Below are 15,986 nucleotides of genomic sequence, written 5' to 3' on the forward strand. Positions count from 1 at the left end.
AAATTATAAAATTTTGAGAAAGTTGGTGAAAAAATGAAAAAGTTACTAGCTGGTACGGCTCTAGCACTAACTATTCTTGGTATGAGCGCATTTAGCTCAAATTCTACTGACTTAGCTGGATACCCTACTCAACATGGTGTTGAATTACAAGGATACCCTACTCAACATGGTGTTGAATTACAAGGATATCCTACTCAGCACGGTGTTGAATTACAAGGATATCCTACTCAGCATGGCGTTGAATTATTAGGATACCCTACTCAACATTAATTAATAAAAAGCGGGTGATTACATAGTCACCCGCTTTTTTTGTGCATTTTCTTATCGATTTTTTGCCATATATAACGGCAAATCCCCCGCTCCTCTTCAAGTAAACCCTCATGTGAAACAAGATTATTCTATGAAAGCACTCCTCAAAGTTTTTTCCCCCACCCCTGTCCTTTCCCTCCCTTTCTTTATATATAGGGAGTGAAGGGAGGTGAACAGAATGGCACAAGCGCGGATGTTTGATACGAAGCTTCGTCTTAGCTTTGAAACGGGTTTAAACGAAAAGGGTGAACCGATTTTCAAATCAAAAACTTTCGGAAATGTGAAGAATACGGCTACTGCTGATCAGCTTCACCAAGTGGCACAGGCAATAGCAGCACTTAGCAATGACCCATTAGCAGCAGTTGTAAGGAACGATAGCTTTGATATTGTTGGTTAATTTGAAGCTAAAAGCTGATTAGCCTCAAACAATGAGTAAAGATTAAATCAAATAAAAGGAGGATGAAATCGATGACAAAATCTTTGGAGCTGACGTTTTTAACAGATATGGGAAAGTTATCGAGAATTTCTATCGATAACCCGAAGGAACCGATTGATCCAGCTGCTGTTAAACTGGCAATGGATCAAATCGTCGCTGCTGATATTTTTCAAACGAATAACGGCAGTTTTGCTTCAGCAAAGGAAGCAAGGGTCATTGAACGAAATGTGACTGAATATGCATTAGCATAAAGTGAAACTTCCATCAGTGGGGGTTTTTCGACGCACAGGACGTGCTAGTGCCGACGTTGCCACAGGACGTGGCGTTCTTAGTCGGCCTTCATCCCCCACTGATGGTTAGTTGAACCAATCGGGCATTTACGGGCAGTTGATCCCCACTTACTCTTCTTTGTATACGCGAATCCTTGAAGTGGGGGTCTTACTGCCCGTTAATCTGCGATAAAGTAAAACTACAATTAGCGTGAGACTCACAGCCCGTTAATCTACGATAATCTTAAAGAGATCGGCTTGCACAAATGCAGCCGGTCTCTTTTTTCGATTCAGATTGTTTTGTCATCACTATAGCTCAATCATTCTACCGTGCTAGCTGTGATAATGAAGCCACTTATATTACAATATCAATTTATTTTGTAATACAAATAGTAAATCTCTGAAACATTCTTGTTATCTTCCTCTGCTATCATACTTTGTACAAGCAACTTAAAGGAGAATACTATTTTGAAAAAAATACTACTATTTGTAAGCACTTGTGTTTTTCTACTATTCGGATACTCTAACAATACTTTTGCAGCTGCGAATACATATCAAGTAAAAAAAGGAGATACTCTTTGGTCAATTGCTAAAGAGAACCATATTTCTGTTCAACAATTAAAGTCTTGGAACAACTTAAAATCAGATACCATTAAAACTAATCAAGTGTTAAAGGTAGCATCAGCTACTAAGACAGAAAACAAACCTGCACCTCCTGTAAAAACTGCCAGCTTTAAAGAAATTACTGTCAAAGCCACTGCTTATACGGCAAACTGTAAAAGTTGCAGCGGTATTACATATACAGGCGTCAACTTAAAAAAGAATCCAAAAGCGAAGGTCATCTCGGTCGATCCAAAAGTGATTCCACTTGGTTCAAAAGTGTTTGTACCTGGATATGGGGAAGCCATTGCCGCTGACACAGGTGGTGCTGTGAAAGGGAACAAAATTGATGTATTTATCCCATCTAAACAGCAAGCATTACAATGGGGCAACAAGACCATTAAGATAAAAGTATATAAATAATGTTTTACTTGAAGGACCTTGAAGATCTTTTTTCTTCAAGGTCCTTTCTTTTTCATTTCGACTTTCCTCGAATTCAGATGTAAGCTAATACCCTATTCGCTGTTGCCCTACAATGATCCCTACACAAATGGTATAATAAAGGAATGTATTTTTCAGATATAAACACGAAGAAATTTTATAGATGTTCAATAGATGATTACGCGGTGTAAAAGGCAACAAAGCCTATTTGTCCGTTACCAAACGAACAAATACACCTGAAGTGTCCACGCGCGGTGTCTGACACCGCTGAAATACAAATGTCCACAAGCGGTGCCTAACACCGCTAATCACCGAAAAATGACACCAATAAATTAAGGAGGTCTTTGTATGTCTACGATCCCGGAGCGGTTTCTTGAGCCATTGGAGTTCGCGGCGAAGGAGTTGATGGGGTTATTACGTGCGGATGTGGAGGAGGATGAGCGGCTTGTACAGAAGGGCCTGCTGCTTTTTCGGCAGAGGCTTGTTTATCAAGTGCGGTTTGATGGGGACAAGATTACGGCCGCTGTTCAGGATGTAACACCTGTAAAGGTTCAGCTAAATCTTGATTTCATCCATTTAAGCGAATGCTCGTGTCCAGCAGATGGATTTTGTCGCCATCAGCTTGCCGTGTTTTTCCAGCTCCTTTCACATGCTAAAAGTGTGACGGCGTGGGTAGAAGAATGGAGACAGCCATTGAAGGAGAAGAAGGTTGCCAAACAATTAGGAATACAAAGAGCCAAAGATTTATTAAAGACAGCAGGCCGGCAAAAGCCAGATTATGATCGATGGATTGCAGCTTTTAATGAAAGCTTTGACACCATAATGACTGGGAACGGAGCGCCAAAGCCTTACGTCATCCCTGAGCTCTATCATGTATACACAAGGCGCTGGAAAGCGAATACTCCCTTCGAGCAGGAATGGAAGCTCCTTTATCAGCTAGTAGCCTCCTTTTTTTCGTTTAAAAAATTGATGGAATTAAGTATAGAGCTTGGGCATTCAGGAGATATCATTAATCGATACTACATTCACCTCTTTCAGGATTTGATGCAAGATACCGTTGAAGTGATGAATAAGCTATCGGTCCACTCTCTCCCCTTTGCCTTTGATGAATTTATTGAGAAATTGAAAGAGGATTCGTCCGACTTACTGACAGTTGACTTTGCACTTGAATACGAACGAACTCAATTATATCGGTTATTATGGACAAAATTTTTCAAAAAAAAGGCTTGGTGTACGGAAGAGATTAAAAAGCTTCGTGCGATAGATAATAAAAATTGTCCCATCTTGGTGGGCATTCTACATCTGCATATCCTTCTAGGTGAAGATGAAACTGCTCTTGAATATTTGTCTCTCCCTGATAAGTGGATGACACCTTATTTCCTTTATTGGATTGAACTATTTACTATTCAAAGGGAATGGAAGAGAATGGGCCCATACGTGGAGGAATTTATAAAAAAACTACGTGAATATCTCAGCGTTTCGGATGATTATTACGCAAAGAGAAACTACACAAATTTAGTCATTCGATCCATCAAGCCCTATTTTTCAGAAACGGGCAGGCAGGAATTATTTGAGAAAGCACTCAGTGAGACGCTTCCATATAGCTATGGTGAATATGAATATATTCTTTTCGAAAACGAAGCCTATGATAAGTGGGCAGACTTGCAGGCCTTTATGAATCAAGATATTGATATGCTGTCGAATGAACGCATTAAAGCAATCGAAAAAAGAGAGCCTACGCTGCTGCTGCCGCTCTACCATCATTCCATTCACAGCCATATTGCTCATAAAGGCAGGGACCATTACCGAGAGGCAGTTCGGAAACTGAAAAAGCTCCGCACTTTATATAAAAAGCTGAAACGACAAGAGGACTGGGAGTTTTTCTTAGAAGCCTTGATGGAAAAAACAAAGCGGCTTCGCGCCTTTCAGGAAGAATGTAAAAGGGGAAAGCTGATCGATGCTTGATACTAGATATATAAAAATTAACATACGACATCTACATTCTGATCTTTATTGTATCTCTGCCCTTGATGAGGATGGGGATTATTTAGATACGGATTTCTGGAGCAAGCTTCTTTTCCATCACCATGAGGAAAGCTTCTACGGAACTCTTTTTCATGCAGATAAGTCTGTGGATAAAACGGAGATCCCTCTTAACGGCTGGCAGCTTGTCACCTTGCTTGCGAAAGAACGATTCAACCAGCTTATCGATTGGGATTGGGATGAATTAGCGCAGGTGTGTTTAGCGTCCTCCCTTCCCATTTACGAGGCGATCACGGAAAAGGAATGGATTCCTGACTTTTCAGCATGGGAAAAAGGGCAATTTCGCTGGGCATTGCCTGACAGCGTCCTTTATGAATTCAATTCTTCCTTTTGGGAGCAAATGATTGGGGACACGTCTGTAAAAGACTTTATCCACGAGTGGTTTCATCATGCACTCGACGGCTTTTTCCTCCGAAACAGCAAGTTGAAAAAGGATTTAAGCAGTAAATTGAACACTTTACGGAATGAACAGCTCTCACCACGTGATCTTGCAGCATACTTCGATGAGGAAAGCTTTCAGGAATGGATCGGACTTAAGGAAAGTGAAGTTCCTTTTACGATCGGCCTTAAATTGGAAGAGCCTGCTGATTTAGACGGATTATGGGATCTGGGAATCTTCCTTCGTGGGAAAAATCAGCCTGATTTGCTCATTGATGTGAATGATTTTGCTAATTACCCTCGCGGTTGGAAGAAATATGATGAAGCGATTTTAAAGGAACAGCAGAGATGGCTTAAGGTTTTTCCTTGGCTTGCTGGAGATAAAGGAATGGCCACTCGTCTGACAGAGGATGAGGCATGGACCTTTTTGACAGAAGCGAGTGAAACCCTTCTCTCTCTCGGAGTGGAAATATTGCTGCCTTCCTGGTGGCAGGCGATGAAAAACGCCAGCTTGAAGGTAAAGGCACGTGTAAAAGGGCAATCTGCAAGCCATCGACCGTCATTCGTCGGGCTGCAGGCGATGCTTGATTATGACTGGCGGATATCCATGAACGGCGTGGATTTATCAGAGGATGAGTTCCGCAGCATGGTCGAAGAAAAAAGACGGCTTGTTTATATCCGCGGCAGATGGATTAAGCTGGATCCTGCCTTCGTCCGCCAAATTCAAGATTTAATGAAAAAGGCCGAAAAAGAAGGACTTCATGTCCGTGATTTAATTGAACAAGAGCTTCTTTCAGAGGAATCCTCCTCGGAAGATGAACTAGAGAATCCGAAGGCGTTTGCCCGCATTCAAATTGAATTGAACCGCCAATGGAAGCAAATGGTGAAGCAACTTCGAGATATTAAGGATATCCCTCTTGTAGAGGTTCCTGACACGTTTCAAGGTGAGCTTCGTCCGTATCAACAACTTGGTATGAGCTGGATGTTATTCTTACGTCAGTACGGATTCGGGGCTTGCCTGGCAGATGATATGGGACTTGGGAAAACGATTCAGCTCCTAAGCTATCTATTAAAAGTGAGAGAGCTAGAGAAAGACGGTGGCCCCGCTCTTATTATTTGTCCAACCTCTGTTCTAGGCAATTGGCAAAAGGAAATTGAGCGGTTTGCTCCCGATCTTAATGTGTATCTCCATTACGGAGGAAATCGGTCTAAGGGTGATGAATTTTCACAAAAGGCAACAGCCAGTGATATTGTCCTCACTTCATTCGGACTTACCCACTTGGATGCGGAGCATTTCGAGGGCATCGAATGGAGCTCCATCAGCATCGATGAAGCACAAAATATTAAAAATGCACAAACGAAGCAGTCAAAGGCTGTCCGGAAATTGAAGGGAAAGCACCATATCGCCCTAACCGGAACACCAATGGAAAACCGCTTATCGGAGCTTTGGTCGATTTTTGATTTTACAAACCATGGCTATCTCGGCAGTATGGGCCAATTTCAAAAGCGGTTTGTCCTGCCGATTGAAAAGGATGATGATAAGGAAAAGGTTCAGCAGCTCCAAGCCTTTATTCGCCCTTTCCTTCTGCGCCGCACGAAAAAGGACGAAGAAGTCGCGCTCAATCTCCCAGATAAGCTCGAGCAGAAGGAATACTGCCCATTAACAGCAGAACAAGCTTCCCTTTATGAGCAGCTTGTGAAGGATACATTTGAGCAAATTGAAAAGCTGTCCGCCTTTGAGCGCAAAGGCTTAATTCTGCAAATGCTGAGCCGTTTGAAGCAGCTTTGCAACCACCCTGCTCTCTATTTAAAGGAAGAGAAGCCAACGCACACGATCGAGAGGTCCGCCAAGCTTGAGAAGCTAAACGAGCTTGTGGATTCTGTCCTTGATCAAGGGGAAAGCTGTTTGATTTTCACCCAATATATTGAGATGGGGAATATCATCCGACAGACGATTAAAAAGAAATTTGGACTGGATGTTCCATTTTTAAACGGAAGTGTACCAAAAAATGAACGGGATCAAATGATCACCCGGTTCCAAAATCAAGAATTTCCTATTTTCCTTTTATCCTTAAAAGCCGGGGGTACGGGATTGAATTTAACAGCAGCTAATCATGTTATCCATTATGATCGCTGGTGGAATCCGGCTGTTGAAAACCAGGCCACCGACCGGGCATACCGTATCGGACAAAATCGCTTTGTCCATGTTCATAAATTCATCAGCACTGGCACACTGGAGGAAAAAATTGATGCCATGCTTGAGAAGAAGCAATCGCTTAATGATCAGATCATCCAAAGTGAAAGCTGGATTACTGAATTGTCAACGAATGAGCTGCGGGATCTTGTGAATTTGTCCTGATTTCGTTCAGCCTCTATATGTCTTTTTTCTTCATTAATAAAAATCCGGCGCTTATAGCGCCGGTAATAATGAGGATGTTTGGGGAGTCGATTGTTTTTCTCTATGGTAGGAAAGGGAGATGGAAAAACCCGAGGATATTTTCATGAAGTATAGTTAGGAGAATTTCTATCTTCCTCTCCTGCTTGAATTGGGTTGCAGCCCTGCAATATCGATTCACGTAGGATAACTTCCATTTGATTAACCCGTTTATTTAAGTCATTCACCCTTTCATTCGATTTTCCGAGCATTCTTATTAAGGCCTCAACTAAATTTTCTAATTCCTTCTCTCGTCCGACATTCAATTCGTCATGCCTCCCTCCCTGCTGCAATCCAAGTTTCTTCTTGCTTTTTTTGATCAAGAAATCTTACTGAATCTGCCAGTACTTCGGTCACATAGACTCTTGTGCCTTCTGGATTATCATAATGTCTCGTTTGAATTCGACCGGTGATACCAATTAATGAGCCCTTTCGGCAATAGCGAGAAGTATTTTCCGCGGTTTTTTTCCAAAGTGTGCATTGGACAAAGTCTGCTCCAATTTCCCCTTGCTGATTGCGGAAGTGACGATTCACAGCTAGGGTTACATTGGTTACGGGAGTACCTTCAGGTGTTCTTTTTAGTTCAGGGTCTTTTGTCAGTCTACCAACTAATGTTACTTGATTAATCATGAGTATATCTCCTCTCTACTTGATGCCATTATCATAGCTTCTACAAGATGTACTCGTAAAAAGCGAAAAACAAAATTTTCAACGGATTACATTTATAAAAAATGGAATTTTTATAGGCAAAAGGTATTGTTGGTGATGAAATATGATTAGATAATTCATATTTTGACAATACAATAAATAATTTTCGACATGTATACATTTAACATGAAATTTCGATTCGTTTACGTGTCTATGTTATAATTTTTGTAATGAGAAGCGTTTAGGATCTTACAATAACGATAAATTTCGAAAGGAGAATAGGATGAAGACTTTTAAATTGGTCTCGTTACAGGTTGTTGAAGATGATTCATTGGTGGATATCGAGCTTGAAGACGGGTTGATTATCAATCAAGAGGACGATATAAGCAAATGGCTGCTTGAGGCTTACATTAATAACTCCTATCTTAACTACTTCCAACAACTTAGTAATAAAGGTGATGATATTACTGTTCAAGTTGTTATTACAAAAAAGGAAAACAGCCCCGCTGCATTTCTAACAAAGATAGTTACAATAAAACAGCTAACAGATCATATCAGTATTCTTTTTGAAGGAAAGCTTATGAAAACGAATTATGATTATGCAGAAATTGTTTTAAAGAGGCTCATTAGCCAAGGACTTTCAGGAGAAGAGCTCTTAAAAGAATTTAAAACTCTTGTTCGAAGCAAGCCTCAGATGACAGCCGCAAAAAACGAATAAAACTCCCACATCCTGTTGGGAGTTTTATGGTTATTAATTGTTATTTCCAGCCAATCTAAATAAATTATCTATCTACATTATCTTTGTCATTCCGGTCTCTTTTATCTTCAATTGGTTCTTCACCAGGATCGTTATGATCTTTCATCATGTCCCCATCGTTATCCGTATTAATGTCGTTATTGTTATTTTGAATATCATTGTTTCGGTCTAAATCGTCATTCACACCATTGTTTCCATTGTTTCCATTATTATCATTTACTCCTGGGGTATTGACGTTATTATTTTTATTTTCCGGAGGCGGTTCCTGGTCAGTTGTCGCACATCCAGCAAAAAGCATTGCTGTAAGGAAGGTTCCTCCAATGATGCTTAAAAGCTTTTTACTCATAAGAAATAACTCCTTTCAATCAATTTATGGTGACCTTTTTTTATTTGGTCTTCTGTTATAATTCCCTAATTCGTTTGCAACTTGCATTAGAAAAACTTAGCATTCGTCAACTTTTTCCAACGAATGCCTTAGTTTTATACGATCTTTTTTGCAGATACTATATCGAAGCCTCATATTAACTTAAATATCGAATAAAAATTAGCATACCCTATTAGCAAAAAAATAAAGCCAGCAATTTATATGCTGGCTTTCACTAAATATTTTTCGATAAAGGTTTACTGTAATGCAAACATAATTTCCGTTTCACACACAAGCTCACCATCAACAGTTGCAATGCCTTTACCTTTACCAATTGGTCCTTTAATTCGAATCATCTCAACTTCAAGACGGAGCTGATCTCCAGGCTTTACCTGCCTTTTAAATCGGCATTTATCAATTCCAGTAAAAAAGGCTAGGCGGCCTCGGTTTTCTTCCTTTTTTAACATGGCGACTGCACCAACTTGCGCTAATGCTTCGACGATAAGCACCCCTGGCATTACAGGATAATCTGGAAAATGACCGTTAAAAAATTCCTCATTCGCGGTTACATTTTTGATGCCAATTGCTTTGTGCCCTTCCTCAACTTCAAGAATTCTATCAATAAGTAAAAATGGATAACGGTGGGGAATGATTTCTTTAATTTGCTGAATATCCAACATATTTAGTACCTCCTCCTAATATTAGGTGTAATATTATTATTTTACTAAAAAAATCGGCATTCGCAAAGGGATTTCATTTTCGTCAAAAACTTCTTTCAAAAGTAGGAAATATATCAAACCTCACCTTGTCCTTTTATTCGTTAACTTATACTCTATCCCATACTTCTTTATGAGAAGCTGGATACACATGAGAACATAGGTAGGTTTGTTAGAACTCCATCATCACTGTCTATCGAGAAAAGCATAAAACGAATTACGCATAAATTTCCTATATATTTCAAATTATATTAAATTAAAGTTTTACAAAGTGGAAACAAGAGCCGCCTTGTTTCCCATTTTTTTAAAAAAATAGTGGAAAAGCGGAAACAAAGATTCGTTAGTTTCCAAATTAAAAAATATTCGCGAAAATGATGGAAACAAGAGCCACTTAGTTTCCCATTTTTTTAAAAAATCATGGAAAAGTGGAAACAATGATTCGTTAGTTTCCATATTTAAAGATATTCACAAAAAAAAAATGGAAACTAGAGCCACATAGCTTCCCATTTTCTAAAAAAATCATGGAAAAGTGGAAACAAAGACTCGTTAGTTTCCAAATTTAAAGATATTCGCAAAAAAAAATGGAAACAAGAGCCGCTTAGTTTCCCATTTTTTTAAAAAATCATGGAAAAGTGGAAACAAAGATTCGTTAGTTTCCAAATTTAAAGATATTCGTGAAAAAAATGGAGGCAAGAGCTGCCTAGTTTCCCATTTTTTTAAAAAAATCATGGAAAAGTGAAAACAAAGATTCGTTAGTTTCCAAATTTAAAGATATTCGCAAAAATAATGGAAATAAGAGCTGCCTAGTTTCCCATTTTTTTAAAAAATCGTGGAAAAGTGAAAACAAAGATTCGTTAGTTTCCAAATTTAAAGATATTCGCGAAAATAATGGAAATAATTGCCGCTTAGTTTCCCATTTTTTTAAAAAATCATGGAAAAGTGGAAACAAAGACTCGTTAGTTTCCAAATTTAAAGATATTCGCGAAAATAATGGAAACAAGAGCCGCTTAGTTTCCCATTTTTTTAAAAAATCATGGAAAAGCGGAAACAAAGATTCGTTAGTTTCCAAATTTAAAGATATTAGCAAAATAATGGAAATAATAGCCGCCTAGTTTCCCATTTTTAAAAAAAATCGTGGAAAAGCGGAAACAAAGATTCGTTAGTTTCCAAATTTAAAGATATTCGCGAAAAAGGGTTATTGGGTAGGTAGTGAAAAAGCGACAAAAATATATTATTTTCCTTATAAATAAAAAAAGCTTAGGTCATCTGAATTGCAATAGCATACAACAATTGCAGTTCACGACCTAGCCCTTTTAAAAAAAAATCAAACCGATTATTTTGCTTTTACTTCATAATAGTAATCAAGTTCATAACCATTCCAAGAAACGATTAGAGACGCTTCACCGGCACCAACTGCTGTAACTTTTCCTGTTGGACTTACTGTAAATACCTTTTCATTAGTGGAGCTAAATGTTATTCCTGGCAGATCGGCTAAAGAGACACTTTCTCCTGGATCATTGCCAATTTCTTTTCCATTATAGGTTACGGCCAATGTTGGTTTAAATTGGTATGTTTTTCCGACGATAAGGTTTTCTGGATCTTTACCTGATTCATCTGTCAGATTGCCTTGATCGAGATAATATAGTTTATTTCCATCAATTACATCAAGATTCGCTTCTTTTACAACTTTTTTTGTCTTTGCATCAATAAGCTCTATTTTCACCTTTTCAAATTTCGTTAAACCTGTCTTTACATAAGCATCAACAAGGGTACCATCTTCTTTGAAGTAGCCTTTATCATCTTTGATAATATATCCGTATTTATAAGGATCAATGTCTAGCTCATTTCCATGCTTATCAAAAAATAAAAATGCTAAAAATATGTCAAGGTCGTTAGCATCAGTAGGAATGACTACATTGGCAAGAGTAACTTCGGCAACCTCTGGAACATATAAACTATCAACCTCATAATATCGTTCCAATAATGCATCAAAAAGTGCATCCTCTTCTACGAATTCGAACCATTCTTCAATATTAGACATGCGTTGCATATACTTGCTGTCGTCGCCTTTTTCAAGCTCTTTTGCTAGCCGTTCTAGCTCAATATGAATGCTGACTGGGAAACGAGCTTTTTCTTTCGCTTCTTCTGCTGGTACCTTATAGTATTCTAGCATGGCTTGACGGGTTGATTTTCCATGTACACGGTAAAGAATTTTTGCTTGCTTATTTATTTCATTAGAAAGTTTGTGGTAAGCTTCGGTTGCTTCTTTCGGATTTCCTGCTTTTAGGTGCTTTTGCAGAGCAGCTTGAAGCGTAATCAATTTTTTTCCTGAGGAGATCGCATCGATGTAACCTGCGCCGCGATCCAACCATTGCTTTACGACGTCAAGACGGGCACTCAGGATTTGCTTTTGCTTTCCTGATAACTGATTAACCGCTTTCTTTGCAGCTAAATAATCGTCTTTTGCCTTGTTATATTCTTTAATAGGCTGAATCTTTACACTTGCGCTGTAGTCAACTGAAATAGCACGCATCAAAGCAACTTTACTTTCTTCTGATTTTTTTACAAGTGTTTCTGCTGAAGTTGCTGCCTCCGTTTGAACTGGGCTAAATGCAACAAAGCCTGAAGTAGCAACGGTTGTTGCCGCTATTATTTGGACAGCCTTACTCATTTTTTTCTCCATCTGCTGCTCCACCTTTTCTAAAAATAGGTTATGATGTAATTATTTTCTATGTAAAAACTAGCATAATTATAATCTCAATCGAAGAGATTGACAACTAGAAAATCGCAATATCTCCGCCTACCGTAAATGGAATTGTGCAGGAAATCCTGATTTCTGTAGCCCTGATCTAACGGAAGCTATCATGCTGCACATTCTTTAATTAGAAAAACTTGGCATTCGCCAAGTTCGTTATGACGAATGCCTTAGTTTTTCTTATGCGATCTTATTAGCAGATATTTAATTGAACACACACTTTACTTTAGTACATTAATAAACTTTATCTTTCCTTTTAGCTAAAAAAAAGGAAGGGTCTCCCCTTCCTTCACATTTGCACTTATTCATTTTCAACAAGGTCCTTGATATGCGTCCATGTTGATTTTTTAAAAATATCCTTAGCATCCCCGTCGCCTACGACTCCATATCCGAAAGCGGCTCCCGCAATTGCACTTAGGGAAATTAATACAGCAACAATGATAATCCGCAGCCAAATAGGAATCAAACGCACGCGAATACGGCGATTGCGTTTTGTCCCTTCTTTAACGGTTTGTTCTTTTTTAAATTGCTCACGCGATTTTGCTGCTTCTTGATTATTATTGTTCAAAGCCATATTTCGATTTCCCCTTTAACGAATTCCGTTGACAAGTCCCATCATTTGATCGGCTATTGAAATGGATCTAGACTGAAATTGATAGGATCGTTGGAGGTTAATTAATTCGGTCATTTCCTTTGCCATATCAACATTAGACTGTTCAAGAGCACCCTGTTGAATAGCAATTTGATTACGTAAAGGCCCACTCATTTCGGTTAAAATATCCTCTACAGGCGTATTTAATTCCTCGAAATTTTCTGGAAGACCAAGGAGATTGCCTCCTTTTTGCTCAAGAAATTGAGGTTTTTTTATAAGGGATATTCCAAGATTGAATTCGCTTGTACTTCCGTTATTCATCGTCGCAATCAATCTTCCTTGCTCTGTCACCTTAAATTCCTTCACATCTCCAGTAATGGTAATTGGATTATTATTCTCATCTAAAACAGGATAGCCATCACCTGTTACAAGCATTGTTTCATTTTGTGATAACGGTGTTAAATAAAAGGCGCCATCTCTTGTATAGCGCACAGCAGAACCATTCTCTCCTTGCTCTAAAACACGAAAATATTGACCTGTAGTCGTGAAAGCTAGATCAAGAGGCCTGTCAGTCGTTTTTAAGCTTCCTTGCGTCATCACGAGCTGAGATTGACCAAGCTTAGCCCCAACTCCTACACGAACCCCATTAGGTGTTAACCGATTTCCTTCAGCATTAGGCCTTGTCTGATTATTGAACTGCTGAACAAGCAAATCGGTGAAATTCGCTTCTCTGCGCTTATAGCCAGTCGTATCAATATTAGCCATATTATTACTGACAATGTCCATTTGCTTTTGCAGCTGGGTTAATGTATTTTGTGCAGTGATCATTGTTCTGTTCATATTTTATCTCCCTTATCGGGTTATATGTTTATAGTGATTTTCTTATGTTAAAAATTAACCGATTCGTCCAATTTCGTTTGCAGCTCTTTCCATGCTGCGGTCGTATGCTTGAAGGACTTTCTGATTCGCTTCAAACGCGCGGTAAGCTGTCATCATATCGGTCATCGTTCTTCCAACATCTACATTAGACCGCTCGATAAAGCCTTGCTGAAGCTTAAAGCCGTCACCAGCTTCATCGTATGCGCTGCCAAGAGCATTGCCATCCTCTGTACGATACAGACCGTCTCCTTGTTTCATTAGTCGGTTCGGATCATCTGAAAAGGCAATTCCTAGTCTTGCTGTTTCTCCCGCATCTCCAGTTAAAACACCATTTTCATTCACGGTAAAATGGTCGCTTGTTAGCTGGATCCGGTTCCCTGCATCATTTAAAACGTATAATCCGCTTGCCGTTGTTAAGAATCCTTGTCCATCAATTGTAAAGTTCCCGTTTCGTGTATACTGCTGCTCCCCGTTTGGGCCAGCAACTGTAAAAAATACACCGCTATTCTCAGGCAAAGAAACATCCAATAAGGCAATGTCTGTCTGGTTTCCCGTTTCCTTTAAATCCCCTTGCATAAAAGCAGGAATCGTTTCTTGCATATATACACCTGTGTTTAGGGAACCAATTTTTTTATTAAAGGGAAGATTAACTCCCTTTGGTGTGGAGCTCGATTGCTCATCGAATCGCGTAAGTAGCATTTCAGGAAATGCACGCAAAGAGGATTGATCAGCCTTATAGCCAGGTGTATTGGCATTTGCCATATTATTTGTTAACATTTCAGTTCTTCTTTGCTGAGCGATCATACCGGAAGCAGCTGTATAAAAACCTCTGAACATAAAAAGTTCACCTCATTGTAAAAACTTGGATAAATATTTATGTATAAAAAGCTTAATTTCTCATAGAATTAGACGCTATTTCTATTATAAAAAAAATCCATGAAATAAACATTAAATTTTTCGAAAAAAGTATTTATTACTATAACTAGGAAAACGGTTATTCAAAAAAGGAGCCCGCCAGCAGTTTGGCGGGCTCTTTTTAAAACAATTAACCAAGCTTTCTTCTAGGAAGCTTATCAATATTATCGAGCATGATTCCTGTGCCTATTGCAACACAATCCATTGGATTTTCAGCAATAAGTACTGGGACTTTTAATTCTTCAGCTAGAAGGGTGTCAATGCCATGGAGAAGCGCTCCTCCACCTGTTAGGATGACACCGCGGTCAATAATGTCAGCTGACAATTCTGGTGGTGTTCGTTCTAATACACTTTTCGCTGCTTGAACGATAACTGAGACTGATTCTCTAAGTGCATGCTCAATTTCCTCTGAACGAACAGTAATCGTTCTAGGAAGACCAGTAACCATATCTCGGCCGCGAATTTCCATTTCTTCCGTTCTAGAACCTGGGAAAACAGTACCGATGCCTGTTTTAATATTTTCAGCTGTTCTTTCCCCGATTAGAAGCTTGTACTCGCGTTTGATATACTGGAGAATTTCATTGTCAAATGCGTCCCCAGCCATTTTAATAGAAGAGGAAGTAACGATATCACCCATGGAAAGGACGGCTACATCCGTCGTTCCTCCACCAATATCAACAACCATATTTCCGCTCGGTTGGAAAATATCCATACCAGCACCGATAGCTGCCACTTTCGGCTCTTCTTCTAAATAAATTTTCTTTCCACCACTTTTTTCGGCCGCTTCTCTAATTGCTTTTTGCTCGACACTTGTGATGTTTGTCGGACAGCAGATTAAAATGCGAGGCTTTGATAAAAAGCCTTTCACATTCAATTTGTTAATAAAATGCTTTAACATTGCTTCTGTGACATCAAAGTCTGCAATAACTCCATCTTTAAGAGGGCGAATAGCTGCAATATTTCCAGGTGTACGCCCGACCATACGACGTGCTTCCTCACCTACAGCAAGTACCTTATTCGTGTTTTTATCAATTGCAACAACTGATGGTTCATTCAATACAATTCCACGGCCTTTAACGTGAATCAGCACATTTGCCGTACCTAAATCAATTCCAATATCCCTTGCAAACATCCTTTATTCGTTCCTCCTTGATTACTGGACAGCACTGTCCGCCATTTTTGACTTATGGACATAATCAAGCGCCAAACCTTAAGCCCGGCACAATTTCTTATGTTTTTCAGCTATGTTAAGCGAACCTCGCTATTTTTTTGTATTTTCTTCTCATGTATGAATCTATAAACTTTTGATATACGAACTAAGTTCTATCCTAATTCATTATTCTACCACACTCATTGAAATTTAAATAACATTTTGTCAGAAATTGTGAGAGTTTTTGAAGAAATTTGTCGTAGGCAGAAAAGATTAGGTGAATATTGGTCATTTTCATTT

The 15,986-nt window shown here is 39.0% G+C and carries 16 protein-coding genes; 7 read left to right on the forward strand and 9 right to left on the reverse strand.

All coding sequences use genetic code 11. The features are described from left to right. Positions 1-33: 33 nt before the first annotated feature. The 6 genes from FSZ17_RS21760 to FSZ17_RS21785 all read left to right on the forward strand — a co-directional run bounded on the left by FSZ17_RS21760 (position 34) and on the right by FSZ17_RS21785 (position 6,835). Positions 34-270, forward strand: coding sequence for a hypothetical protein (locus tag FSZ17_RS21760; RefSeq protein ID WP_057772920.1), 237 nt, complete (start codon positions 34-36; stop codon positions 268-270). 217 nt (positions 271-487) lie between these two features. Beyond that, on the forward strand, positions 488-706 hold the full coding sequence (locus FSZ17_RS21765; protein WP_057772918.1) for a DUF1659 domain-containing protein: 219 nt from the start codon (positions 488-490) through the stop codon (positions 704-706). A gap of 71 nt (positions 707-777) precedes the next feature. Continuing rightward, positions 778-996, forward strand: coding sequence for a DUF2922 domain-containing protein (locus FSZ17_RS21770; protein ID WP_146846562.1), 219 nt, complete (start codon positions 778-780; stop codon positions 994-996). A gap of 486 nt (positions 997-1,482) precedes the next feature. Next, a complete protein-coding gene (locus FSZ17_RS21775) occupies positions 1,483-2,037 on the forward strand; it encodes a 3D domain-containing protein (RefSeq protein ID WP_057772916.1) in 555 nt (184 codons plus the stop codon). A 366-nt stretch (positions 2,038-2,403) separates the two neighbouring features. After that, positions 2,404-4,020 carry an SWIM zinc finger family protein gene (locus FSZ17_RS21780; RefSeq protein WP_057772914.1) on the forward strand — a complete coding sequence of 539 codons (1,617 nt, stop codon included), beginning with the start codon at positions 2,404-2,406 and terminating at the stop codon, positions 4,018-4,020. Further along, a complete protein-coding gene (locus FSZ17_RS21785; protein WP_057772912.1) occupies positions 4,013-6,835 on the forward strand; it encodes a DEAD/DEAH box helicase in 2,823 nt (940 codons plus the stop codon). The genes FSZ17_RS21780 and FSZ17_RS21785 overlap by 8 nt, the downstream gene beginning before the upstream one ends. Before the next feature lie 140 nt (positions 6,836-6,975). Here the strand turns inward: FSZ17_RS21785 and FSZ17_RS21790 are convergent, their stop codons facing one another. Both FSZ17_RS21790 and ssb read right to left on the reverse strand, forming a co-directional pair. Beyond that, positions 6,976-7,176, reverse strand: a complete 201-nt coding sequence (locus FSZ17_RS21790) for a hypothetical protein (protein WP_228460253.1) — start codon at positions 7,174-7,176, stop codon at positions 6,976-6,978. Positions 7,177-7,180: 4 nt separating this feature from the next. Then, complete coding sequence (gene ssb, locus FSZ17_RS21795; RefSeq protein ID WP_057772908.1) at positions 7,181-7,540, reverse strand: single-stranded DNA-binding protein; 360 nt, start codon at positions 7,538-7,540, stop codon at positions 7,181-7,183. Positions 7,541-7,841: 301 nt separating this feature from the next. Between ssb and FSZ17_RS21800 the strand changes: the two genes are divergently transcribed. Then, a complete protein-coding gene (locus FSZ17_RS21800) occupies positions 7,842-8,276 on the forward strand; it encodes a YwpF-like family protein (protein ID WP_057772906.1) in 435 nt (144 codons plus the stop codon). Between the two features lie 64 nt (positions 8,277-8,340). Here FSZ17_RS21800 and FSZ17_RS21805 read toward each other — a convergent pair whose 3' ends face one another. The 7 genes from FSZ17_RS21805 to mreB form a co-directional block, all read right to left on the reverse strand. After that, positions 8,341-8,661, reverse strand: coding sequence for a hypothetical protein (locus FSZ17_RS21805; RefSeq protein WP_057772904.1), 321 nt, complete (start codon positions 8,659-8,661; stop codon positions 8,341-8,343). A gap of 275 nt (positions 8,662-8,936) precedes the next feature. After that, a complete protein-coding gene (gene fabZ / locus FSZ17_RS21810; RefSeq protein ID WP_057772902.1) occupies positions 8,937-9,359 on the reverse strand; it encodes a 3-hydroxyacyl-ACP dehydratase FabZ in 423 nt (140 codons plus the stop codon). Positions 9,360-10,728: 1,369 nt separating this feature from the next. Beyond that, positions 10,729-12,078: a hypothetical protein gene (locus tag FSZ17_RS21815; RefSeq protein WP_057772898.1), complete on the reverse strand. Its 1,350-nt coding sequence runs from the start codon at positions 12,076-12,078 to the stop codon at positions 10,729-10,731. Between the two features lie 373 nt (positions 12,079-12,451). Then, complete coding sequence (locus tag FSZ17_RS21820) at positions 12,452-12,724, reverse strand: DNA-directed RNA polymerase subunit beta (protein WP_057772896.1); 273 nt, start codon at positions 12,722-12,724, stop codon at positions 12,452-12,454. 15 nt (positions 12,725-12,739) lie between these two features. Beyond that, a complete protein-coding gene (locus tag FSZ17_RS21825; RefSeq protein ID WP_057772894.1) occupies positions 12,740-13,582 on the reverse strand; it encodes a flagellar hook-basal body protein in 843 nt (280 codons plus the stop codon). A 54-nt stretch (positions 13,583-13,636) separates the two neighbouring features. Further along, positions 13,637-14,458: a flagellar hook-basal body protein gene (locus tag FSZ17_RS21830; RefSeq protein ID WP_057772892.1), complete on the reverse strand. Its 822-nt coding sequence runs from the start codon at positions 14,456-14,458 to the stop codon at positions 13,637-13,639. A 208-nt stretch (positions 14,459-14,666) separates the two neighbouring features. Further along, a complete protein-coding gene (gene mreB / locus FSZ17_RS21835) occupies positions 14,667-15,668 on the reverse strand; it encodes a rod shape-determining protein (RefSeq protein WP_057772890.1) in 1,002 nt (333 codons plus the stop codon). Positions 15,669-15,986: the final 318 nt, after the last annotated feature.

The sequence above is a fragment of the Cytobacillus dafuensis genome, assembly GCF_007995155.1.
GTDB lineage: Bacteria > Bacillota > Bacilli > Bacillales > Cytobacillaceae > Cytobacillus > Cytobacillus dafuensis.

What these genes read in the sequence shown, in the direction of transcription:
- mreB (WP_057772890.1), bottom strand. Translation starts at nt 15,668, where the DNA reads ATGTTTGCAAGGGATATTGGAATTGATTTAGGTACGGCAAATGTGCTG.
- FSZ17_RS21820 (WP_057772896.1), bottom strand. Translation starts at nt 12,724, where the DNA reads ATGGCTTTGAACAATAATAATCAAGAAGCAGCAAAATCGCGTGAGCAA.
- FSZ17_RS21815 (WP_057772898.1), bottom strand. Translation starts at nt 12,078, where the DNA reads ATGGAGAAAAAAATGAGTAAGGCTGTCCAAATAATAGCGGCAACAACC.
- fabZ (WP_057772902.1), bottom strand. Translation starts at nt 9,359, where the DNA reads ATGTTGGATATTCAGCAAATTAAAGAAATCATTCCCCACCGTTATCCA.
- FSZ17_RS21760 (WP_057772920.1), top strand. Translation starts at nt 34, where the DNA reads ATGAAAAAGTTACTAGCTGGTACGGCTCTAGCACTAACTATTCTTGGT.
- FSZ17_RS21780 (WP_057772914.1), top strand. Translation starts at nt 2,404, where the DNA reads ATGTCTACGATCCCGGAGCGGTTTCTTGAGCCATTGGAGTTCGCGGCG.
- FSZ17_RS21770 (WP_146846562.1), top strand. Translation starts at nt 778, where the DNA reads ATGACAAAATCTTTGGAGCTGACGTTTTTAACAGATATGGGAAAGTTA.
- ssb (WP_057772908.1), bottom strand. Translation starts at nt 7,540, where the DNA reads ATGATTAATCAAGTAACATTAGTTGGTAGACTGACAAAAGACCCTGAA.
- FSZ17_RS21805 (WP_057772904.1), bottom strand. Translation starts at nt 8,661, where the DNA reads ATGAGTAAAAAGCTTTTAAGCATCATTGGAGGAACCTTCCTTACAGCA.
- FSZ17_RS21830 (WP_057772892.1), bottom strand. Translation starts at nt 14,458, where the DNA reads ATGTTCAGAGGTTTTTATACAGCTGCTTCCGGTATGATCGCTCAGCAA.
- FSZ17_RS21825 (WP_057772894.1), bottom strand. Translation starts at nt 13,582, where the DNA reads ATGAACAGAACAATGATCACTGCACAAAATACATTAACCCAGCTGCAA.
- FSZ17_RS21785 (WP_057772912.1), top strand. Translation starts at nt 4,013, where the DNA reads ATGCTTGATACTAGATATATAAAAATTAACATACGACATCTACATTCT.
- FSZ17_RS21800 (WP_057772906.1), top strand. Translation starts at nt 7,842, where the DNA reads ATGAAGACTTTTAAATTGGTCTCGTTACAGGTTGTTGAAGATGATTCA.
- FSZ17_RS21765 (WP_057772918.1), top strand. Translation starts at nt 488, where the DNA reads ATGGCACAAGCGCGGATGTTTGATACGAAGCTTCGTCTTAGCTTTGAA.